This is a genomic window from Peptoniphilus rachelemmaiella, from assembly GCF_943169845.1.
Classification (GTDB): Bacteria; Bacillota; Clostridia; order Tissierellales; family Peptoniphilaceae; genus Aedoeadaptatus; species Aedoeadaptatus rachelemmaiella.
In genome coordinates this window covers 27,299-47,287 of sequence record NZ_CALPBW010000015.1, presented here as the reverse complement: position 1 = coordinate 47,287, position 19,989 = coordinate 27,299, and the positions used below count along the sequence as shown (strand labels likewise).

23 protein-coding genes and 1 tRNA gene are annotated in these 19,989 nt (G+C 52.4%); 19 read left to right on the top strand and 5 right to left on the bottom strand.

Features of this window, described 5'->3' with window-relative positions; translation table 11 throughout:
- The 5 genes from KO087_RS07325 to KO087_RS07305 all read left to right on the top strand — a co-directional run.
- Positions 1-224: transposase (locus KO087_RS07325; RefSeq protein WP_215508624.1), on the top strand; the 224-nt coding region annotated here is incomplete at its 5' end.
- A gap of 271 nt (positions 225-495) precedes the next feature.
- Positions 496-1,635 carry a peptidoglycan DD-metalloendopeptidase family protein gene (locus tag KO087_RS09545; RefSeq protein WP_215508623.1) on the top strand — a complete coding sequence of 380 codons (1,140 nt, stop codon included), beginning with the start codon at positions 496-498 and terminating at the stop codon, positions 1,633-1,635.
- 76 nt (positions 1,636-1,711) lie between these two features.
- Positions 1,712-1,800, top strand: a tRNA-Ser gene (locus KO087_RS07315).
- Between the two features lie 110 nt (positions 1,801-1,910).
- On the top strand, positions 1,911-2,165 hold the full coding sequence (locus tag KO087_RS07310) for a type II toxin-antitoxin system Phd/YefM family antitoxin (protein ID WP_215508622.1): 255 nt from the start codon (positions 1,911-1,913) through the stop codon (positions 2,163-2,165).
- Positions 2,166-2,429, top strand: a complete 264-nt coding sequence (locus KO087_RS07305) for a Txe/YoeB family addiction module toxin (protein WP_215508621.1) — start codon at positions 2,166-2,168, stop codon at positions 2,427-2,429. It begins immediately after the preceding gene.
- Positions 2,430-2,455: 26 nt separating this feature from the next.
- On the opposite strand, the gene KO087_RS07300 is transcribed toward KO087_RS07305, so the two are convergent.
- A complete protein-coding gene (locus KO087_RS07300; protein ID WP_215508620.1) occupies positions 2,456-3,604 on the bottom strand; it encodes a hypothetical protein in 1,149 nt (382 codons plus the stop codon).
- 153 nt (positions 3,605-3,757) lie between these two features.
- Between KO087_RS07300 and tpx the strand changes: the two genes are divergently transcribed.
- The 7 genes from tpx to KO087_RS07265 all read left to right on the top strand — a co-directional run bounded on the left by tpx (position 3,758) and on the right by KO087_RS07265 (position 8,085).
- Entirely contained in the window at positions 3,758-4,267 is a 510-nt protein-coding gene (tpx, locus tag KO087_RS07295; protein ID WP_215508619.1) for a thiol peroxidase, read from the top strand.
- Position 4,268: 1 nt separating this feature from the next.
- The gene (rlmH, locus tag KO087_RS07290; protein ID WP_215508618.1) at positions 4,269-4,748 is read left to right on the top strand and encodes a 23S rRNA (pseudouridine(1915)-N(3))-methyltransferase RlmH; all 480 of its coding nucleotides are present in this window, start codon (positions 4,269-4,271) and stop codon (positions 4,746-4,748) included.
- A gap of 9 nt (positions 4,749-4,757) precedes the next feature.
- Positions 4,758-4,940: a CDIF630_02480 family spore surface protein gene (locus tag KO087_RS07285; RefSeq protein ID WP_251374962.1), complete on the top strand. Its 183-nt coding sequence runs from the start codon at positions 4,758-4,760 to the stop codon at positions 4,938-4,940.
- A gap of 63 nt (positions 4,941-5,003) precedes the next feature.
- On the top strand, positions 5,004-5,507 hold the full coding sequence (locus tag KO087_RS07280) for a hypothetical protein (RefSeq protein WP_215508617.1): 504 nt from the start codon (positions 5,004-5,006) through the stop codon (positions 5,505-5,507).
- Positions 5,507-6,268: an NADPH-dependent oxidoreductase gene (locus KO087_RS07275; RefSeq protein ID WP_215508616.1), complete on the top strand. Its 762-nt coding sequence runs from the start codon at positions 5,507-5,509 to the stop codon at positions 6,266-6,268. Before KO087_RS07280 ends, KO087_RS07275 begins: the two co-directional genes overlap by 1 nt.
- Position 6,269: 1 nt before the next feature.
- Complete coding sequence (locus KO087_RS07270; RefSeq protein ID WP_215508615.1) at positions 6,270-6,686, top strand: hypothetical protein; 417 nt, start codon at positions 6,270-6,272, stop codon at positions 6,684-6,686.
- Between the two features lie 238 nt (positions 6,687-6,924).
- Complete coding sequence (locus tag KO087_RS07265; RefSeq protein WP_215508614.1) at positions 6,925-8,085, top strand: MFS transporter; 1,161 nt, start codon at positions 6,925-6,927, stop codon at positions 8,083-8,085.
- Between the two features lie 56 nt (positions 8,086-8,141).
- On the opposite strand, the gene KO087_RS07260 is transcribed toward KO087_RS07265, so the two are convergent.
- Positions 8,142-8,543 (bottom strand): Fur family transcriptional regulator, encoded by a 402-nt coding sequence (locus KO087_RS07260; RefSeq protein ID WP_215508613.1) that lies wholly within the window; start codon positions 8,541-8,543, stop codon positions 8,142-8,144.
- 145 nt (positions 8,544-8,688) lie between these two features.
- On the opposite strand from KO087_RS07260, the gene KO087_RS07255 reads away from it, so the two are divergent.
- The 4 genes from KO087_RS07255 to KO087_RS07240 all read left to right on the top strand — a co-directional run bounded on the left by KO087_RS07255 (position 8,689) and on the right by KO087_RS07240 (position 12,251).
- Positions 8,689-9,765, top strand: a complete 1,077-nt coding sequence (locus KO087_RS07255; RefSeq protein WP_215508612.1) for a metal ABC transporter substrate-binding protein — start codon at positions 8,689-8,691, stop codon at positions 9,763-9,765.
- Positions 9,762-10,415, top strand: coding sequence for a metal ABC transporter ATP-binding protein (locus KO087_RS07250; protein WP_215508611.1), 654 nt, complete (start codon positions 9,762-9,764; stop codon positions 10,413-10,415). Before KO087_RS07255 ends, KO087_RS07250 begins: the two co-directional genes overlap by 4 nt.
- A gap of 4 nt (positions 10,416-10,419) precedes the next feature.
- Positions 10,420-11,226, top strand: a complete 807-nt coding sequence (locus tag KO087_RS07245) for a metal ABC transporter permease (protein ID WP_215508610.1) — start codon at positions 10,420-10,422, stop codon at positions 11,224-11,226.
- 128 nt (positions 11,227-11,354) lie between these two features.
- Complete coding sequence (locus tag KO087_RS07240) at positions 11,355-12,251, top strand: DegV family protein (protein WP_215508609.1); 897 nt, start codon at positions 11,355-11,357, stop codon at positions 12,249-12,251.
- 43 nt (positions 12,252-12,294) lie between these two features.
- Here the strand turns inward: KO087_RS07240 and KO087_RS07235 are convergent, their stop codons facing one another.
- Complete coding sequence (locus tag KO087_RS07235; RefSeq protein ID WP_215508608.1) at positions 12,295-13,521, bottom strand: dicarboxylate/amino acid:cation symporter; 1,227 nt, start codon at positions 13,519-13,521, stop codon at positions 12,295-12,297.
- A 176-nt stretch (positions 13,522-13,697) separates the two neighbouring features.
- Between KO087_RS07235 and KO087_RS07230 the strand changes: the two genes are divergently transcribed.
- The 3 genes from KO087_RS07230 to KO087_RS07220 all read left to right on the top strand — a co-directional run bounded on the left by KO087_RS07230 (position 13,698) and on the right by KO087_RS07220 (position 17,982).
- Positions 13,698-14,885, top strand: coding sequence for a hypothetical protein (locus KO087_RS07230; protein ID WP_215508607.1), 1,188 nt, complete (start codon positions 13,698-13,700; stop codon positions 14,883-14,885).
- A gap of 104 nt (positions 14,886-14,989) precedes the next feature.
- Complete coding sequence (locus tag KO087_RS07225) at positions 14,990-16,825, top strand: acyltransferase family protein (RefSeq protein ID WP_215508606.1); 1,836 nt, start codon at positions 14,990-14,992, stop codon at positions 16,823-16,825.
- Between the two features lie 83 nt (positions 16,826-16,908).
- Complete coding sequence (locus KO087_RS07220) at positions 16,909-17,982, top strand: iron-containing alcohol dehydrogenase family protein (protein ID WP_215508605.1); 1,074 nt, start codon at positions 16,909-16,911, stop codon at positions 17,980-17,982.
- Positions 17,983-18,469: 487 nt separating this feature from the next.
- Here the strand turns inward: KO087_RS07220 and KO087_RS07215 are convergent, their stop codons facing one another.
- Entirely contained in the window at positions 18,470-19,462 is a 993-nt protein-coding gene (locus tag KO087_RS07215; RefSeq protein ID WP_215508604.1) for an SH3 domain-containing protein, read from the bottom strand.
- A complete protein-coding gene (locus KO087_RS07210; protein WP_215508603.1) occupies positions 19,462-19,962 on the bottom strand; it encodes a zinc ribbon domain-containing protein in 501 nt (166 codons plus the stop codon). The genes KO087_RS07215 and KO087_RS07210 overlap by 1 nt, the downstream gene beginning before the upstream one ends.
- Positions 19,963-19,989: the final 27 nt, after the last annotated feature.

The window sequence follows — 19,989 nt, the reverse complement described above, 5'->3', positions numbered from 1 at the left end:
CATTCATGGGCTTTCTAAAAGGTAAGAGCAGTATCATGATCTATGAACGATGGGGAGACATGAAATTTAAATATAGGGGAAGGCAGTTTTGGTGCCGAGGCTATTACGTCGATACAGCGGGAAAAAACGCTAAAAAGATTCAGGAATACATTCAAAATCAGCTGAAAGAAGATCAAATAAGTGAGCAACTAACCTTTGACACGACGAACCCCTTTAAGGGGTAGCCGAGTAATGTTAGCACGGGCAGACCACCGACGCCCTTCAGGCGCAGCTAGTAATGCAGGCCCTTTGGGCCGAAAAAGGAAAACCCCCGGCTACGCCGGGGGATGTTTATTTTGTGTACGGATCTTGTCATGAAACTGTCATCTTTTTGTAGTCTTTAGGCAATAGACGGTGGCGGATTCTCTGTTATAATAAACCTCGTGCTCAAAAGAGTTACAAAATAGTAACGAAAGAAGCCTCGAGCTTCAAATCCATAGAGAAAGCGAGACATTCATGAACAAGATCAGACGAACAATTAATGTAGGCGCCCTGGCGGCAGTGATGGCGGCAGGCATGGTGCATAGCCCGGTAGTTGCTGCATCGGTAGCGGCGGAAAATCCCACGCCCATGGCTGCGGAAGCGGAAAAAGCCGCAGAGGCCGTGAAGGTCAGCGTCGGCGATGCAGTCTTTTACTTAAAAAACGCCGCCGATTACGACGCCCTCATGGCGAAATTAGAAAACCATTTTAAGGCAAAAGGCGCCACCGTGCGCCGCATGGCCATTGAACCTGAAATCAAGGCCGAAGCCGTGAAGACCGAAGAGAAGATCCTCACCGTAGATGAAGCCTTCAAGCTTCTCTTAACCGGCGGCCGGGAAGAGGCGGTTTATGTAGCCGAGGAAACGGAATCTTTGGCGTCCGTGGCCGAGAAATTCAACATGACCGTCGATGAAATCAAGGCCTTAAACGCCAATTGGCAAGATCCCCTGCACAAGGGATCGAAAATCACCGTCTTGAAACCGGCGCCTATGATCACCGTCACCTTAGAGCAGGAAATGAAGGCCCAATCACCGGTTGCTTTTAAAACCGTGACGAAGGAAGATCCCAATCAAGTGAAGAGCGTGAAAAAGGTGGCACAGGCGGGCAAAGCCGGGCTCTTAGAGACCACCACCTGCGTGAAATCGGAAAACGGTAAAATCACCTCTTCCGTCACCGAATCCAGCCGTCTGATTCAGGAGCCCGTCGATGAAATCGTCGCCGTAGGCACGAAAGAAGGCCTGGCTACGGGCAGCTTCATGACCCCCACCGTCGGTCGCCTCACCTCCCCCTTCGGTCCCCGCTGGGGCCGCTTCCACTACGGCGTCGACCTGGCCAATGCCACGGGCACCAATGTCGTGGCCGCAGACGGCGGCGTCGTCACCCGCGTGGGCATGGCGGGAAGCTACGGCAACCTCATCATCATCGATCATCAAAACGGCACCTCCACCCGCTACGCTCACTTAAGCGCCTATAACGTGAAAGTCGGCGACGTGGTGCAAAAAGGCCAATCCATCGGAATAATCGGCTCCACCGGCCGTTCCACCGGTCCCCACCTGCACTTCGAAGTGCGCGTCGGCGGCGTGGCGAAAAATCCCTTGGACTTTATCAAGCTGTAAACCGGGGCATATTGAAAAACGACCTTTTAAAACAGGAATAAATCCTGTATAATAGATTCGTTAAGTCAATATGCGAGGAGCGGTATCGAAGTGGTCATAACGGGGCTGACTCGAAATCAGTTTGCCTTCACGGGCACGTGGGTTCGAATCCCACCCGCTCCGCCAAATGAAAACGACGCGTTGCCAAAAAAGCAAGCGTCGTTTTTTGTTACTCCTGAGAAAGAGGATTGCAAAAACGTACAAGATCTTGTACAATGAACGAAAGAGGTGATAAGATGTTGGCAGTTAATTACAGCGATTTGCGCAACAATCTTAAGGAGTATTGCGACAAGGCGGTCAACGACATGGAGACGGTGCTCGTGACGCGGAAAGAGGATCGTCACGTGGTGATGATCAGCCTGGAAGCCTACAATAATCTCGTCGAAAACGATCATATTATGAAAGATCCGGTTCACTACAAGGAGTTAATTCGCCGAGCCGAAGAGGTGGAACGGGGACTTTTTAAGGAACAGAAGTTATTGGACGAGTAGATGAAGATTGCATTTCACGACGGGGCCTTTGAAGAATATATTTCGTGGCAAACAAAGGACAAAAAAACGCTGAAGCGAATCAATTTGCTTATTAAGGACATTCTTCGGACGCCTTTTGAGGGCATCGGTAAGCCGGAGCCATTAAAGTATGAATTGACAGGCTATTGGTCTCGGCGCATCAATACGGAAGACCGGTTGATTTATAAGGTGGAGGAGGAGTGGTTGATTATCCTGTCCTGCGCCCATCATTATGAGAACAAATAAAAGCACCCATTTGGGTGCTTTTGTCGTTATTGATGAAAAGGAAGCTTGTCGTAAAGGATCTTCGCGCCTTTGGCGGCTTCGGCGCCGAGCTTGTTCAGCCCCGGGCCCATGTCGTCCCAGGCCCAGGTGGCGGGGACTTTTCTGAATTTGTAGTCGCCGAGAATTTTCATCAGGCCCATGTGGCCCGTCTTGATGTAACCCGCCACCCCGGCCATGTCTCGCCAGCCGTCGAGAAAGTGGCAATTGGTGTCCGATTGAAAGAACACCTTCGGCACATCTTCGCCGAGGCTGTCCAAATAATAGAGGTAGGGGGTTTCGAAGCCCAGGTGGGTGTAAAGCTCCGTCTCCGGGGAGAAGGATGCGCTCACGCCGGTGATGTAGACTTTTCTCGTAAATTCATCGCGCTTAAAGTGGGCGTGGAAAATGCCGCGAAAGCCCGATGCCTTTAAGCGGGGATGGACGAGGCCGATGAGCTCGGGAATCCATTTCTGTTTCAAATAAGTGGCCTCTCCGACAAATTCGGGGTACTGCCGCAGCACCTGCGCCGTGACAAAGCCCGAAAGTTCGCCGGCTTCCGCGTAGTAGAGGGAGGCGGTGTAATTGTCACAGGCCTCGCCGGGCACGTAGCGCTCGGCGTAGAAATCCGCCGGTTCGATTTTCTCGAGGGCACGGGAAAAGGCAGCGGCGCTTTGGATGTATTGAATCGGCGCCTCTTTTTTTCCGTGGCGGGATTTGATTAAGCAGGGAAAGCCCAGGGTCGTGGCGATGTCGATGACTAATTGATCCGGCGCTTTATTAAGGCCTTTTTCCGGGGGCATAAGTTCGCGAAAAAGAGCGGTAAGGCCGGCGGAGGACAGGGCCTCGGCCGTCGGGGCGGGGAAGCGGAAGTGGTCTTTTAGCAGGGAAAAATGCCGCGCCATAAAATCCACATGGGCGGAAGATGTGGGAAAGAGCACCGGTCGGCCGTCTGAAAGGGCGAGGAGGGCCTCTAAAAGGGCGTCGTCGCCGGGATGTTTTGTCAGCACGGCATCTTTTACGTAGCGGCTGATGCCGTAGTCGGAAGGCGCCGCGTCCAGGGTGCGAAAAACCACGCCGCGGCGGCCCAGGTTTCGGATGACGGCCAAGGCTGCGGGGGTGTGCCCGTCGAAGACGAGGGCGGTAGCTTGTAGGGTCATAATGCCTCCTTTATCTCCTTACTATCATACCGCATCGTCGGGCATTTGGCGCAAAAGACGGAAAAAATAAAATCTCCGGCAGATTTTCTGTTAGTTTCCCGAATTTTAGGATATACATAAGATATATGATTTATGAACTTTAGGAGGTACATCATGTCCAGAGAAAATATTACATTCGGCGGAAACGCCATCAACATTTTAGGTAAAGAAATTAAAGTCGGCGACACTGCGCCGGATTTTGTAGCGGTAAACAACGATTTAAGCCCCTTTGAATCCAAGGAATTAAACGGCACCGTACGCATTTATTCCGTCGTACCGTCCATCGACACCGGCGTTTGCTCCATTCAAACAGGCAACTTCAATCAAATGGCCACCGATCTCGGCGACAATGTGCACGTCATCACCATTTCCAACGACCTGCCCTTCGCACAAGAACGCTTCGGCGCCGCTGAAGGCATCGACCGCGCCAAACTCGTCAGCGACTATCAAATCTGCGATTTCGGCAACAAATACGGCTTCTTAATCGAAGGCCTGCGCCTCTTAACCCGCGGCATCGTTATCGTCGGCGCAGATGACAAGGTAAAATACGTGGAATACGTCCAAGAAGTGACCAATCACCCGGATTACGACAAAGCCCTTGAAGCAGTGAAGGCGCTGATCTAAGGTGCAACTAAAGGTTCTGGCCCTGGGAAAATTAAAAGATCCCGCCCTGAGCGCCTTGGTTTCGGAGTATGTGAAGCGCCTGCGGCCCTATACGCCCACAGAGGTGGTGGAGCTGAAAGACGAGCGTGCGCCGGAAAGTTTATCTGAAAAAGAGGCACAAGGGGTGCTTGAGCGGGAGGGCGAGGCCCTTTTGGCAAAAATAAATCCGCGGGATACGGTAATCGTGTTGGCCGTGGAGGGAAAGCAGGTGGATTCACCGGCCTTTTCCGAAAAATTATACGATTTTATTGAAACAACCGCCGGGGACGTGGTCTTCGTCATCGGAAGCAGCATGGGTCTTTCTCCCGCCGTGAAGGCGCGGGCGAATTGGCTCTTGTCCTTTTCGAAAATGACTTTGCCACATACATTGATGCGCGTCGTTTTAATGGAACAGATTTATCGAGCTGCGCGAATTCACGCCGGCCATGTGTATCACAAATAGGAGGCTATAGTGGCTAACAAAGAAGAAAAAGCAAAAGCAAGAAGAGAACAAGAAAATCAAAACGACAAACACGCTCCGGCATCGGACATCTACGGTAAGGTAGCCGGAAAAGATCCGGAAACCGGCGTTGAAATCCCGACGGATGAAGCGGTAAAAGAATCCATGAAATGGATCAACGAAAACGCAAAATAAGCGTTCAATGCATGAGGTACCGGCCAACGTCGGTACCTTTTCTATTTACAAATGGGGGATGGCATGGGCGAGAGAAATCGGGCCTATTATTTACACACGGATCAGCTGCCGGATGAGACGGGCTTTTTGCCCGTGGAGGCGGCTTATTTGGCGCGCTTGAAAGCGGGAGACGGCCTATGGCTCATGGGCGATGGGCGGCGCTTTTATTTGGTCGACGGCATCACCGATAGGGGCGTCTATTTATCGGAGGCCGAGGGAAGTTTTGCCGAGGGCGGGGATGTGAATCTCCCTGCCATGCGCACCCCCGGCGTCCTTTTGCCCGCGGACAAAAAGCCCTTGGTCGTGGAAGTGGAACACGCCGATGTCACAGGCCCCGGGGAAATGGTCATCGAGCTCTACGGAAAAGACGAGGGCGGGCTGTTTAAAACCGCGGGAAACGAAGAAGACGCCGCTTTGGCGGAGTCCCTCAAAGGCCTATTGCGTATGCAGATTAAAACCATGGAATCCACGGCGGAAATCGGCAATTTGTGGATTCGCCGACTGAAAGAGAAACAGAGGAGGAAGTAATGGCAGATAAAACCCTTTTTGATAGACCATTAAACCACGTGACCATTCGGGAATTTACCGATGCGCCGGTGGATCCGGCATTGGTGGAGACCTTCAAAGACGTCGCCAATCGCACGGCCACCTCTACGGGGATGCAGTCTTATTCCATTATTCGCATCGTCGATGAGGCGAAGAAAAAGGCCCTGGCCGACATCGGCGGGCAGGAATACATCGCCCGGGCGCCGGAGCTGTGGGTCTTTGTCGCCGACGTCTACAGAAATAGCCGCATCGCCCGGGAACAAGGGGTGGAACTTCCAGCCGAGGCAGACAGCGATCGCTTCTTCCAAGGCGTCACCGATGCGGTTCTCGCGGCACAAAATGTCACCAACGCCATTGAGGCGGCGGGGCTTGGCGCCGTGTATCTGGGAAGTATTTTAAACGACGCCCGCGCCGTCATCGAGCTGTTAAATCTGCCCAAGCTCACCTTCCCCGTTTTCGGTTTAGGTTTCGGCCATCCCAATCAATCGCCGCAGCTGAAGCCCCGCATGTCCATGGATCTTAAGTGCTTCACAGACAGCTACGTGGTTTTGGACAATTACATGGAAGCCATTAAGGATTACGACGAAGAAATGCAGACCTACTACGACCTCAGGGATGCCAATCGCCGGGTAGATTCTTTTTCCAAGCAAGTGGTTTCTCGCCTAAAAGGCGCCACGGCGAATCGGGCGGCTCTTATAGAAATCGCCGAAGAACAAGGCTTTTGCCTAACGAAGGAGAAATAGTATGTTTCACTTACGAGAAGGCATAAAAGAAATTTCCGTGGACGCCCTGGAATTCGAGTACGAGCCGGGCTGGGGCGTGGGTACGGGTTTCAGTGCCGATTATTTAATCTGCAAGATTCAGGGCACAGACGGCGAGGTGGACTTTGAGGCGGAAGACAGCTTCTTTAAATTCGAAGAGCTCGTGGCCATTTACGACGAGTGCATCCGCATCTTAGACGGGGACAGCTACGGCTTTGAAGCCGTCATCGAAAACAAACAGCTGGCCTTTTATGTAGAAATCGAAGAGGGCATGCTCTCGGTTACCTTTAATTACCTCCTCGACGACCTCTTTTCCGTCAACGAAAAGCAGACGCCGGTGGAATTTCGTGAAATGACCAGGGAAATTTACGACACCCTTCGTCAATTTATGGATCTGTAAAAATTTGGTGGGCAATAGATAAAGAACCCTTGACGGAATCGGCAATTCATGTGATAATATACCTATCGATGGGCGAACGTGCCGACTTACTCCTAGCTATAAGTTTTATTACTTAGAGTTGTTTCTTACTTACTGTTGCTTACCAAAAATCGGAATGGCATACCATCGAGACGGCTTGAAAAAGCCGGAAAAGTGGCCCGCGGGTCACTTTTTTTTTGAAAAATTTACGAGGTGATCCATGCAATCCAATCGAAGCGTCTTGCGCACCGCCCTGCCTTTGTACTTTACTTACTTTATTCACGGCATCGGCGTATCTATCTTGTCTCAGTACAAAACCGCCCTGCAAAGCGCCTGGGGCGCGGCGGATATTTCTGCCGTCATCCAGGTTATCGCCGCCCTGGGCTTGGGCCGACTCGTGGCCCTGCCCCTTTCGGGCTACGTCTCCGACAAATGGGGGCGAAAGACATCGGGCCTCGTGGGCGTCTTCCTGTACGCCCTGTATTTTTTCGGCATCGCCTTTTGCACCTCCGCCTCCGCCGCCTACGCCGCGGCCATTATCGGCGGCATGGCCAATTCCTTTTTAGACACCTGCGTCACGCCGACGATTCTCGAGCTCTTTAAGGAAAAAGGCGCCAAGGCCAATATGTTTACGAAATTCGCCATGTCCTTGGGCCAATTCGTCCTGCCCTTCATGATCGGCTTTGCCGCGGCCCGCACCTTCTCCTACACAGCGGTATTCGCCTTTTTGGGCGCCCTCATCGCCGCCGACGGCCTCTTGATCTTCACGGCCCCTTTCCCCGCCATGGAAAAAGCCGATGGGAAGGCGAAGTCATCGGCGGGCATTCGCCGAGGCATCGCGCCCGTGGTGCTCATGGGCTTTACCGCCACCGCCACCTTTACCCTGTGGCTCAATTGCAATCAGGAGCTGGGAAGCCTTTACGGCATGAATGATCCTTCCATGATTCAATCCGTCTACGCCGCGGGCACCATCGTCGCCATTTTGGCCACGGCCTTTGTGGTGCTTAAGAAAATCGACACGGAAGATGTCCTCGTCCTTTACCCGACCATTTGTTTTGCGGCCCTGGCCTTTACCTACGTGGTGAAAAGCCCCGTCTCGCCCTTAATCGGCGGCTTTTTCATCGGCTACGGCGGCGCCGGCGGCGTCTTGCAGCTGGTGGTGGCCGAAGCCAACGGCCTTTACGAGGAGCATAAGGGGAAAATCACCTCCGTGGTTATGATGGCCTCCTCCCTCGCCAATTACGTGGTCCTCGCCGCGGCGGGGGCTGTGACGGCCACAGGGGGCATGGATGCACCGAGGCACGTCGTCCTTTTAAACATGGCCATCACCGCCGCAAGTGTCGTCCTCGCCCTGTGGATTCGGCAGGGCAAAAAGGCGTAAAACATTTGAATAGAGAACAAAAACGGAACCGACGGAAAAATATCCGCGGTTCCGTTTTATTTCTTCAGGCAGTCCGGGCAAATCCCCTCCAGCTGAAAGCGGTGGCCTGTAATGGCGTAGCCCGTGGCGCGCATAATGTGTTCGTCTAAGGCGTCGATGGGGCAGTCGTCGATGGGGGCGAGCTTGCCGCAGCGGGCGCAGACGATGTAGTGGTGATGATCGCCCTTCATTTCGTAATAGGTGCTTTCTTCCTGCTCCAGAGAAACCTGTAAAATCCCCGCCTCGGTGAGCTGATTTAATATCCGATACACCGTGGACAACGAGGCGCAGATGGCCCTCTGCGTTTCGTTAAACACGTCCATGGCACACATGGGCACACGGGCCTGTTGTAAAATCTTCAGCACTTCCAAGCGGCCCTTCGTGACCTTTAAGCCTTTTTCTCTCAGTAATTTTTCCATGGCATACCTCCTCGCTCCATCATAAGCCATGGGAAGAAAAAAGAAAAGCGGTGAAAAAAATTTATGATAAAACCTCCCAAAAAGCGGGGAGAAGTGGTATACTTAGATCCGTTAAATAACAATGATTTCTATTTAGGAGGATACGATGAAAATAAAACAACTCGTCGCTTTGGCTACAGCCGCCTTGATGCTCACCGCCTGCGGCGCAAAAACCAACAACAACGACAATAACAATAACAATAACAACAACAAAGCAGTGGCCACCGACAGCCAAAAGCCCAAGGGAGAAGGCTTGAAGGTCGTCACCACCACCTACATCCTCAGAGACCTGACCCAAGAAATCGCCGGGGACAAGGCCACGGTTACCTGCTTGATTCCCAAGGGCCAAGGGGTTCACGGCTTCGAACCCTCGCCGAAGGACATGAACCAAGTAAACGAGGCAGACCTCTTTATCTACAACGGCGCCGGCCTGGAATCTTTTACGGATCGCTTTAAAGAAACCACAGAAGGCGACGCCACCTTTGTGGAAGCCTCCGAAGGCATCGAGCTCTTAAAGGGCGGCCACCATCACCACCACGATGAAGACGCCGATCACGACCACGATCACGATGCCGCCGATCACGACCACGATCACGATGCCGCCGATCACGACCACGATCACGACGCCGCTGAACACGACCACGAACACGACGCAGCTGAACACGATCACGAACACGAAGGCATGGATCCCCACGTATGGATGTCTCCGGAAAATGCCGAAGAAATGGCAAAAAATATCTGCGAAGCCCTGTCGGCCAAAGACCCCGACAACGCCGCTTTCTATAAGGCCAATTACGAAAAACTCAGCGAAAAATTCGATGCCTTGAACGATTCCTTCGAAAAGGTGCTTTCCAAAGCCAAATACAAAGACATCGTCGTCAGCCACGAAGCCTACGGTTACCTGGCCAAAGAATTCGGCTTAAATCAAATCCCCATCGAAGGCATTAACTCCGAATCGGAACCGGATCCCAAAGCCATGAAGACCATCGTCGATGAAATGAAAGCCAAGGGCATTAAAACCGTCTTTACGGAACCCCACGAAGATGATAAAATAGCTCAAACCATCGCATCGGAAGCCGGGGCACAAGTAAAAGAACTGGATCCCATGGAATACGAAAGCGATAAAAACTATTTCGAACGCATGGAAAGCAATCTGAAAACACTGGAGTCTGCATTGCAATGAAAGAAATCTATCGGGTCAGTGACCTGCGATTTTCCTACGGGAAAAACGATGTGTTAAAAGGGGTAAATCTCTCTGTTAAACAGGGAGATTTTCTCGCATTTATAGGGGCCAACGGCTCGGGAAAATCCACCTTAATCAAACTCCTTTTGGGCATCGAGAAGCCCACATCGGGCACCATCGAATACGACGGCAAGCCCCTGGGAAAGGACACGGATTTTTCCCGCATCAGCTACGTGCCCCAGCTCATGGTCGCCTCCTACGACTTTCCCATTACTGTGGAAGAGTTGGTGGATTTGGGCCTTTACGGAGAAAAGCTAAATGAAGAGGAGCGCAAAAGCCGCATCGACGATGCCCTGTCCCTCGTGGATTTAGAAGACTTTCGCCATCGCCTCTACGGCGCCTTATCCGGCGGGCAAAGGCAGCGGGTGTTAATCGCCAAGGCCCTGATCTCCATGACCGACGTGCTGATTTTAGATGAGCCCACCACAGGCATCGACTTTAAGGCGCGGGAAGAGCTCTTCCACATCTTGCGCCACCTTCACGACGTGCACGGCATTACCATTTTAATGATTACCCACGAATTGCATTTGGTGGAAGAAATAATCGACGGCATTTACGTCTTAGAAGACGGCGTTTTGGAAAAGAGGTGAGTCAATGGCGCTATTTCAATACGATTACATGATACGGGCCATGGTCGTAGGCCTTCTCCTTTCCATCGTCATTCCCGCCATGGGCGTGGTGATTGTGAATCGGCGCTTGGCCATGATCGGCGACGCCCTTTCCCACGTGTCTTTGGCCGGGGTCATGTTCGGGCTTTTAATCGGGATCAATCCCATATTAGGCGCCATCATTACCTGCGCCGCCGCGGCACTTTCCATGGAATGGATTCGCCGCCGCTTCCCCTCCTACGGGGAAATTTCCACGGCGGTCATTATGTCCACCGGCGTGGGCCTGGCATCGATCCTCTCGGGCTTCGTCAAAGGCGGGGCCAATTTCGAATCCTTCCTCTTCGGTACCATCGTGGCCATTACGGATTTCGAATTCTACATGATCCTTGCCGTCTCCTGTGGCGTAGTGCTCTTTCTTATCTATAATTACAGAAGACTTCTCTACCTCTCCTTCGACAGCATCTCCGCCCGCCTGGCAGGCATCCATGTGGATCGACTGAGCGGCATCTTCGTCCTCTTAACCGGCCTTACCGTGGCCATTTCCGCCCGCACCGTCGGGGTCTTAATCATCTCCTCCCTTTTGGTGCTTCCCGTCTCCTGCGCCCTGCAGTTGAAACTCAGCTACAAAAAAACCCACGTCGCCGCCATTTTCTTCGGCATCCTATTTACCGAAGGCGGCCTCGCCCTCTCCTACTACCTGGGCCTTAAGCCCGGCGGGAGCATCGTCCTCTTCGGCGTGGCCATGCTCGTGATCCTGTTGGCAAAAAATCAGCTTACAGGTGCCGAAAAATAAAAAAGCTCCAATGGCGCGGCCCTCGTTGACTTTAAACGCCGTAACACGTAATATAATGACAAACGGAAATTTCCTGCAGGGAGATTCCGGCGGAAAAAGAGAAAAATCAACGCCATAAGGAGCGACTCATGATAAAATTATTTACCGACGACGGTGCGGATATTAATTTCACCATCACCGGGCGATACGACATCGTCCAGCTGCCCATCGCCGTCTCCGACGGAGAAAACGAATTTGAAACGGGCCATGCCATGGACATTTCAAACTTCTACGACAACATGCGGGCAGGCACCACCTACAGCACCTCCCGCGTCATGCCCCAAGTCATGGAAGAGGCCTTTCGAAAGGCCCTGGAAGAGGGAGACGAGGTCTTATACATTAGCCTCTCCTCCGGCCTTTCCGGTTCCTACGAAGGGGCGGAGATGGTAAAAGCCGCCTTGGAGAAGGAGTATCCGGGAAAAATCGAAGTGGTGGATTCGAAAACCGCCACCTTCGGCGAAGGGATTTTGGTTTTGAAGGCCGCCCTCCTCAGGGACCGCGGGGAAAGCCTTAAGGCCATTGCCGATTACTTAAACAAAATCAAAACCACCTCCTACGAATTCTTTACCGTAGGCAGTTTGGAATACCTCCATCGCGGCGGCCGCGTGTCCAAGACGGCGAAAATCGCCGGTGGCGTGCTGCAACTTTGCCCCATTCTCGACGTCAACAAAGCAGAGGGCACCTTGGCCCTTTTAGACGTGTACCGGGGACAGAAAGCCTTTTTGAAAAAGCTGAAGAAATACCTGAACGAGAAATCCGTCGGCGGTACGTTCAATCCCAACCAACGGGTCTATGTCTATTCCGGCGACTGGCCCGAGCGGGTCTTGCTGGTCAAAGACTTTTTAATCAAAGAGATGGGTATGGAAGAGAAAAACATCGACATCGACCAACGGGTGGGCTGCGTCATCGGCGCCCACACAGGTCCGGAAGTCTGCGTCGTCACCTTTAGCGGCGATCCCGACGAACGTTCCCTCATGAACGAATAAATTTTCGCACAAAAAAACCGGCTGTCATGGCCGGTTTTTTGCATTAAGAAAGACTTTCTTCCGTCGGTTTCGGTTGCTTCAAAATGTGTTTGTAGTACACTTTTTCCACGAGCATGGAAATGGCGTTGTCGCCGGCTACGTTGGCGGCGGTACCGAAGGAGTCTTGGGTTAAATAAAGGGAAATCAAAATCGATGCCATCGGCGAGTTGGTAGCCACGCCGACGATGGGCAAGAAGGGCAGTGCGCTCATAACCGCGCCGCCGGGTGCGCCCGGTGCGGCGACCATGGCCACGCCTAAGACGGCGATAAATTGAATAATCAAGCCGAAGCCGTGGGGCATGTTGTACATATAGAGCAAGGTGTAGACACAAGCCGTTAAGGTAATCATGGAGCCGGGCAAGTGGACCGTGGCGCAAAGGGGAATACAGAATTCCCGAATTTGGCGGCTGACGCCCATTTGCTTATTGCATTCCACATTGACGGGAATGGTGGCGGCGGACGATTGGGTACCTACGGCGGTGAAATAAGCCGGGAACATCTTCGTAAAGGTCTTGAAGGGATTGCGCTTCGTCGCCGTGCAGGCCACGAGGAACATGGCGAAGACGTAAAGCAGGTGCAGAACCAAAATGCAGCCGAAGATCCGAATAAAGACGGAGAGAATGGCGAAGACGCTGCCGGAGTAGGCCATGTTGGCGAAGTTACCGAAAATGAAGAAGGGAAGCAAAGGAATAATTGCCTTGGATAAAACCAGATTAATCATTTCGTTAAATTCGTTAATGAGCTTGTAGAACGTGTCGCCGCTGTTTTTTTGACGTAAAATCGACACGCAAAGGCCCACCATAAAGGCAAGGATCAAGGCGCCGGTTACGTCGATGGCGGGATCCAGAGGGATCTCAAAGAGGGCGCTTAAATTCTTTTCGGAGGCCGATTTGATCTGCTCGACCATTTCCGTGGAAATGAACGAGGGGAAGATGCCATGGGCCATGGTGTAGGACAAACTCCCGGCGATTAAAGTGGAGCAGTAAGCCATGCCCACCGTGGCGAGGAGCAATTTGCCCGCGCCTTCCGACAAGTCGGCGATGCCCTTGGACACAAAGGCGATAATCATCAGGGGAATGACGAAGTTCAAAAACTTACCGAAGTTTGCCGAGAACGTGACGGCGATTTTCGTCACCACTTCCGGCAGGTAGGAGCCTACCAAAATACCCAGAACAATGGCAATGATAAGCTTGGGGATGAGGCCCAGAGTAAAGGCCTTTTTCTCAGACATAAAAACCTCCTTGAATAAAAAATGATTGGATTGGTGCTATTATATCAAAATGGAGCGAAAAAGGGGGAAAAAGCCTAAGAAAGCGTGTCAAATCGGTGAAAAGATTCTTTTCAAGGGCGGGCGGTTGTGATACTATTTCTATAAATAGAAGCAACCCCTTAGATTGGAGGAATATCGTGAATAACGACAAGCGCAATTATCTTACATCCATCAGCTTCGGTGTTGCGACGGTGTGGTTCTCCACCCACTGCGGCGCAGGTTTCGCATCGGGGACGCAAGAACTTCAATTCTTCGCAAACCACGGATGGTTCGGCACCCTAATGCCGATTCTTACTTTTATCCTGATCGCCATTACTTATTATGTCGGCCTTGAAACGGCGCGGCAAACGGATAAATGGGGCTACGATGCCTGGTCCAAGGAAGCCTACGGCAAATACGCCAAAATCTTTACCCCGGCCATGGACGTCAGTGTCATCATCACCACCATCGCCGCATCGGCTGCCACCATCGCATCCGGCGGGCTTTTGGTGAATCAATACCTGGGGCTGCCCGTTCTCGTCGGCTCCGTCTTTATGGTGGTCGTCGTCACCTTGCTGGTTATTTTCGGCGAAGAGCTGGTTCGTAAAAATGCCACGATTATGACCATTATGATCTTAGCCATTATCTCTATTGTTATTATCTCCGGCTTGATTAAATTCGGACCGGACATCGCCCGCCTCTTCTCTGAAGGCTATGTGAATCCGAAGGCTACCAAGTGGGGCATTTCCGCATCGGATGCCACCGTCCCCGGCAACATCGGCAACTCCCTCTTGTGGGCATTGACCTATGCCGGCTTCCAAATCAGCGCCATCGGCGGCATTACCGCATCCTTTAAAGGCGGTCAATACAAAAATGAAGCCAAAGGCGCCATGATCATCGGCTGCATCATGAACATTCTCATGCTCGTGGGCATCACCCTTTTGATCTTCTCTCAAATGCCCGACATTTATTTAGACGAAGCCTCCAGAGCGCTGCCCACCATCGCCGTCGTCAATAAATTGGACATTTCGATCCTCTCCGTCCTTTATCCGATCCTGCTCTTCCTGGCACTGATCACCACCGCCGTCGGCTTTATCTTCGGCATCGTGACCCGCATGGAACCCCACGTCATGAAGAACGAAACCAATTTGGTCAAGAAAAAAGCCATTATCGCCGTGGTTTCTTTGGTGGTTTGCTACCTGGTTTCCACCTTGGGCTTAATGTGGATCGTGCAAAATGCCTACAAATACCTGGGTATTTTCAACTGGGCACTGATTATTCTGCCCCTGTGGATCTTAGGCTATAAGAACATTAAACGAAGAGACAGAGAAGCCGCCGGCAAATAATCACTAAATCGCAAGCTTATACTTCAGGGATTCGCTTTTATTAAAAAAGACGAAAAGAATGGTCACATGGCCATTCTTTTCGTGCGTTAAGAAGGAGACTGAATGTGCACAAAGAAATAAAATCTTTTACAGGGCTTCGGGCGCTGGCCCTGTGGGGCGTCATACTCTACCACCTCTATCCCCACAAAATCGTCGGCGGCTACCTGGGCGTGGTTATGTTTTTCCTCCTCTCCGGCTACCTGCTCATGGGCCAACACTTATCGGAGAAAAATCATGCCCCCCTTAAGAAATTTGCCAAACAATACAAAAAGCTTACGCCGCCTTTGGTCTTTGTCGTGGCCGTGGTGGTCTTCATCGCCGCCATTGCCTTTCATGGGGAATTTCGCGACGTGGCCGCTTCGGGGATCAGCGCCATTTTCGGTGTAAACAACTACCAGCAAATCCTCCGGGGCTTCTCCTACTTCGATCTCCACGGAAAATTTTTGCCCTTTACCCACTTCTGGGCCCTGTCGGCACAACTGCAGTTTTATCTTATTTGGGCAATTTTGAGAACCTTCTGCGGAAAAAATCGGGGCAAGCTCGCCCTTTCCCTCGTCGTTACCGGGGGGATCTCCCTTCTCCTCATGCCCCTGATGACGCCCTTTACAAAAGACATTACCCGCATTTACTACGGCACGGACACCCGCTACTTCGCCTTCGCCATGGGCGCCTTGGCCGGGCTCATCGGCGAGAAGGGCAGCTTCAAGGGCAGTCAAAAGGCGAAAACACTGCCCGCCGCGGGGCTCTTGCTTCTCATGCTCCTCTCCTTCGCCTTCTTCAGAACCTCCGCCTTCCTCTACTACGGCGGCATGGCCCTCTTCAGCATCGTGGGCGCGGCCCTCTTGCTCTATACGGCAAAAGACGATAACGCGACTGCCAAGGCCCTGGGCAATCCCCTGCTTCGCTACTTCGGCACCCGCAGCTATGAGCTCTACCTGTGGCAGTACCCGGTGATGCTTGTCTTTCAACAGGCCTTCTCCCATAGTGAGCTGTCTTACTTTGTCGTGGTGCTCCTTCAATTGCCCGTCCTCTTCATTTTGGGCGAAGTGACCTACCGCCTCTTTAAGCGCCCGGTGAAAAAGCGCATCTGGACCGTCTCCGCCGCCGCCCTCGCCCTTATGACACTCATCGGCACCTTTGCCTTTAGTCCCGCCCGCATGGCGGCAAAAGAAAAGGCCGAGGCGAAAAAAATCGAGGCACAGGAAAAAGAAGCGGCCAAGGCCGAGGCCCCCGAGCCCATCGACGACGAAAACCTCTCCGACGAAATCAAGGAAATCAACCGCCGCTGGCCCCAAGTGGCCCTCGGGGAAAAAGAGGTGAACGCCCTGGCCGCGCGGGACGGCCTTATGATCGGCGACAGCCTTACGGAAATGGAAGCGGAATACATTAAACTGCTTCTGCCGAAATTTACCGTCGACGGCATGAAAAATCGCCAAATGAAGAAGGGCTTGGAGGTTCTTCAAAGCCACGATTTAAGTGCCCTCTCAGAGGACGCCCCCATCGTCATTCAACTGGGCACCAATTACGACTTCAATACCAAGGTGCTGGATGAAATCATCGCCGCCACGGGAGAGCATCCCGTGTACTTGGTCAACACGGTCATGCCCGATCCCTGGGAAGAGCCGGTGAATGAGAAGCTCGCCAATGCTGCGAAGGCGTCGAAGCGGGTACACCTTATCGACTGGCACAAAATCGCCAAGGAAGAAGACGAACTCTTTATATCCGACCACACCCACCCGAAAAATTTGGGCCTCTACCTTTTCCCTCAAGTGGTGGCCAAGGGCATTATGCCCTCGGTGAAGCCGGTGAAGGCAAAGCCGAAGGAAGACAAGGCGCCGGATAAAAAGGCGGGGGAAGACAAAAAAGAAGCGGGCAGGGAAAAGCCCGCAGAGGAAGAATAGATTCTTCCTCATTCATACTTGCGTCTCATCCCGCGGGGGTGTATAGTGTTTTTCTACTATCGCAAAGAAAAGGGGAATAGATTATGTATATGCCGAATTACCATCTGTCCAAAGACGGATACGACGAATTGCCCGACGTGCTGGCGTCGAGGGGCTTTAAAAAAGTCGCCCTCATCGGCGGCGAGCGCGCCTTAAAGGCCGCCTCTGGAAAAATTAACGACGCCCTGAAAGGAACCGACGTGGAAATCACCGGCACCTTCGTCTACGGCGTGGAGTGCACCAACGCCAACATCGAGCGGCTGAAAAATGAGCCCGCCGTGAAAGAAGCCGACGTACTCTTCGGCATCGGCGGGGGCAAGGCCCTGGACACGACGAAAGTCCTTTCCCTCCGCGCCGACAAGCCCGCCTTTTCTTTTCCCACCATCTGTTCCAACTGCGCGGCCATGACCGCCATTGCCGTGGTCTACGACGAGTCGGGCCGGGTGAAAGGCTACGAATTTCCCAAGTCTCCCTCGGATATTTTTATCGACCTGAAAATCATCGCCGAAGCCCCTGAGATTTACTTCTGGGCCGGCATCGGCGACGGCATCAGCAAACAGGCGGAAGTCCTTTCCGCATCGAAGGGCGACGACTTGAGCCACATGGCCCGCCTGGGCGTAGGCATTGCCAAAACCTGCGAAGAGCCCTTCCTGAAGTGGGGCAAAGAAGGCCTTGAGGATGTGAAGAACAACCGCGTCTCCCGCGCCGTGGAAGAAATCGCTCTGGACGTCTTGGTCTCCACAGGCTATGTGAGCAACCTCACCAATCAGCCGGATTTCTACTACAATTCCTACATCGCCCACATCTTCTTCGACGCCGCCTGCTTGATCCCGAGAGAAGGAGAGTACCTTCACGGCGAAGTGGTCTCCTTCGGCGTCATGGTCCTTCACGCTTACGACGACAACGAGGCGGAGCTGGAAAAAATCGCCCGCTTCAATCAGTCTTTGGGCCTGCCCATTACATTGGAAGACGTGGGCCTCACGGCAGACGATCTGGACGAAATGATGACCTTCGTTCCCGAAACCACGGAATACAAGCGCTCGAGCAAACCCATTTCCGTGGAAAAAATAAAAGCCGCCGCCTTAAAGGCCGATGCCTTTGGCCGCAGCTTGAAATAAGCGCAAAACAAAACCCTGTCCGCCGACAGGGTTTTTTGTATGCTGGGCTTCTTCGCTAGACGATGACAATGAGTCAGGCGAGCCGTTACCATTTTTAAAAAGTAGACTGCCCCAACTCAAAATCTTTCTTACGCAACACAGCCCGGTAGGAATCAAATGCCGTCAGGCATTTGCACTGCTAAAAGGCGTTTGTGGGTGGATGGGGATGGGGCCCCGGGGAAGGGGCAGAGGGCGAATCGCAACGCCCTAGCCCCTTCCCCGGGTTTAAAAGCCGTGAAAGAATGAATTTTAAAGCGAAGAAAGTTTCTTGAATTTCTAACGTCAGCTAGGCTTCAATTAATCGATTACCACAGAATTGACGCCTTTTCCCCATCCCAGGGCCTCAAAACCATGTAAGAATGGATTTTTATTCAAAATAGAAAATCGGATTTTAATCAGTTGGCTATGCAATTAAACAAGGGTCTTGGGAGGAATCTTCAGGAAAAATTTAAAATTCGCCGTTTAAGGTCCGGTAGGAAATCCATCCGTCGCCGATATTGCACCAGGTCCTGACGGAATCCGAGCGGGTGTCGATGATGTAGACTTCGGCGCCGCGGGTCAAGGTGTAGGCCACGGGATAATTTTTCCCCGGGCCCGTGCGCACATTGGCCTCGCCGGCGGTGACGTATTGCACGGTGTAAAGAATGCGGTTCGCTTCCGAGGCCCGCTTGGCACTTTTTTGCGCTGATTCCGCGGCCTTGGCGGCTTCCGATTCGGCGGTGGCGGTGCGGATTTTTTCCTCGCTTAAATTTTGCGCCCCATTCTTAATTTCCTTCTTTAAAAAATTCAGGCGGCTGTTGTCCGGTGCAATGGCGATGAGCCCGTTGACCATGTCCATGGCACTGTCGTAGTCGTCGGCCTCGATAAGGGCCTCAACCTTTTGACTTACCGCCTCAAGCACATCAAAAGCACCGTCTCTCGCCTTGTCGGAAAGATTGTTTTCGTGGTTCTGAATGGCGGTGTACATACGCAAGGCGTCTGCATAATTGCCGCTTTGGAATGCATCCTTGGCCTCGTCCAAAAGATCCACGTCCTTGGCCATGGTCTTGGCCTCCGTCGCCCGATCCTTGTAGACGCTGCGACCCATCATGTCGTAGAGCTTTTCGTACTGCTCCCGGGCCTTGTCGTAATTTTCATCTTCAATGGCGGCGGCAGCGGATTTTTCCAAACTGATCCGCCGGCTCGTGCGGTAGATAAACACCGAGAGCACAAGAAGCACGATGATGGCGGCCACGGAAGCGGCGATGATGACGCCCTTCTTTTTGTCCACGGGCTTTTTCTCCTCGACCTCGTCGTAGCCATAGGCCGGGTTCGCATCGTAAGCGTCCACCGGTTTTATGACGGCCGTGTCCTCTACGATTTCACTCTCCAACGGTTGACCGCAGGATTTACAAAATTTTGCATCGGCTGCATTGTCTGCGCCGCAATGTAAACATTTCATCATATATCACCTAAAACGGGCGCCATAAATAGGTTTAAGCCCGACACAAGTGTTAAGAAAATCCAGAACGTGCCGAAGATCAATTGAATGATAAAGCAGATAAATCCGGCGCGATTCCACGTGTCCTGTACTTGGGAAAATTCTTCCATGTCGCGGTAGCGGTTGTTTTCATAGGCCCAAGCGTTGCCCTTAAAGCCCGCAACAAAAGGCATAATAATGTTGACGATGGGAACGAGGCACAATAGGGTTATGTAGCATCGATTGCCGATTCCCCAAATCAACGTCATGGAAAAGGCGCCCCAATTAAATCGGCCGGGCACTTGGCGGCGATTATTTTCCGGGAAGCGGTCGTAGGTAGAAGATGCCCCTTCCGGTATAGGGGCGGGTCGGTAGGAAAGGGTTTCTTCCTCCGACGCGGGGCCGTCGTCTACAAGCGCGCCGCATCCGGTACAAAACTTATCTTCAGGGGACAATTCGTGTCCGCAGTGAGTACAAAACATAATTACCTCCTTTATAAACCATGATAA

Excerpts from the sequence above, each read along its gene's own strand:
- KO087_RS09545 (WP_215508623.1), top strand. The coding sequence starts at position 496 with ATGAACAAGATCAGACGAACAATTAATGTAGGCGCCCTGGCGGCAGTG.
- KO087_RS07310 (WP_215508622.1), top strand. The coding sequence starts at position 1,911 with ATGTTGGCAGTTAATTACAGCGATTTGCGCAACAATCTTAAGGAGTAT.
- KO087_RS07305 (WP_215508621.1), top strand. The coding sequence starts at position 2,166 with ATGAAGATTGCATTTCACGACGGGGCCTTTGAAGAATATATTTCGTGG.
- KO087_RS07300 (WP_215508620.1), bottom strand. The coding sequence starts at position 3,604 with ATGACCCTACAAGCTACCGCCCTCGTCTTCGACGGGCACACCCCCGCA.
- tpx (WP_215508619.1), top strand. The coding sequence starts at position 3,758 with ATGTCCAGAGAAAATATTACATTCGGCGGAAACGCCATCAACATTTTA.
- KO087_RS07280 (WP_215508617.1), top strand. The coding sequence starts at position 5,004 with ATGGGCGAGAGAAATCGGGCCTATTATTTACACACGGATCAGCTGCCG.
- KO087_RS07275 (WP_215508616.1), top strand. The coding sequence starts at position 5,507 with ATGGCAGATAAAACCCTTTTTGATAGACCATTAAACCACGTGACCATT.
- KO087_RS07270 (WP_215508615.1), top strand. The coding sequence starts at position 6,270 with ATGTTTCACTTACGAGAAGGCATAAAAGAAATTTCCGTGGACGCCCTG.
- KO087_RS07265 (WP_215508614.1), top strand. The coding sequence starts at position 6,925 with ATGCAATCCAATCGAAGCGTCTTGCGCACCGCCCTGCCTTTGTACTTT.
- KO087_RS07260 (WP_215508613.1), bottom strand. The coding sequence starts at position 8,543 with ATGGAAAAATTACTGAGAGAAAAAGGCTTAAAGGTCACGAAGGGCCGC.
- KO087_RS07255 (WP_215508612.1), top strand. The coding sequence starts at position 8,689 with ATGAAAATAAAACAACTCGTCGCTTTGGCTACAGCCGCCTTGATGCTC.
- KO087_RS07250 (WP_215508611.1), top strand. The coding sequence starts at position 9,762 with ATGAAAGAAATCTATCGGGTCAGTGACCTGCGATTTTCCTACGGGAAA.
- KO087_RS07245 (WP_215508610.1), top strand. The coding sequence starts at position 10,420 with ATGGCGCTATTTCAATACGATTACATGATACGGGCCATGGTCGTAGGC.
- KO087_RS07240 (WP_215508609.1), top strand. The coding sequence starts at position 11,355 with ATGATAAAATTATTTACCGACGACGGTGCGGATATTAATTTCACCATC.
- KO087_RS07235 (WP_215508608.1), bottom strand. The coding sequence starts at position 13,521 with ATGTCTGAGAAAAAGGCCTTTACTCTGGGCCTCATCCCCAAGCTTATC.
- KO087_RS07220 (WP_215508605.1), top strand. The coding sequence starts at position 16,909 with ATGTATATGCCGAATTACCATCTGTCCAAAGACGGATACGACGAATTG.
- KO087_RS07215 (WP_215508604.1), bottom strand. The coding sequence starts at position 19,462 with ATGAAATGTTTACATTGCGGCGCAGACAATGCAGCCGATGCAAAATTT.
- KO087_RS07210 (WP_215508603.1), bottom strand. The coding sequence starts at position 19,962 with ATGTTTTGTACTCACTGCGGACACGAATTGTCCCCTGAAGATAAGTTT.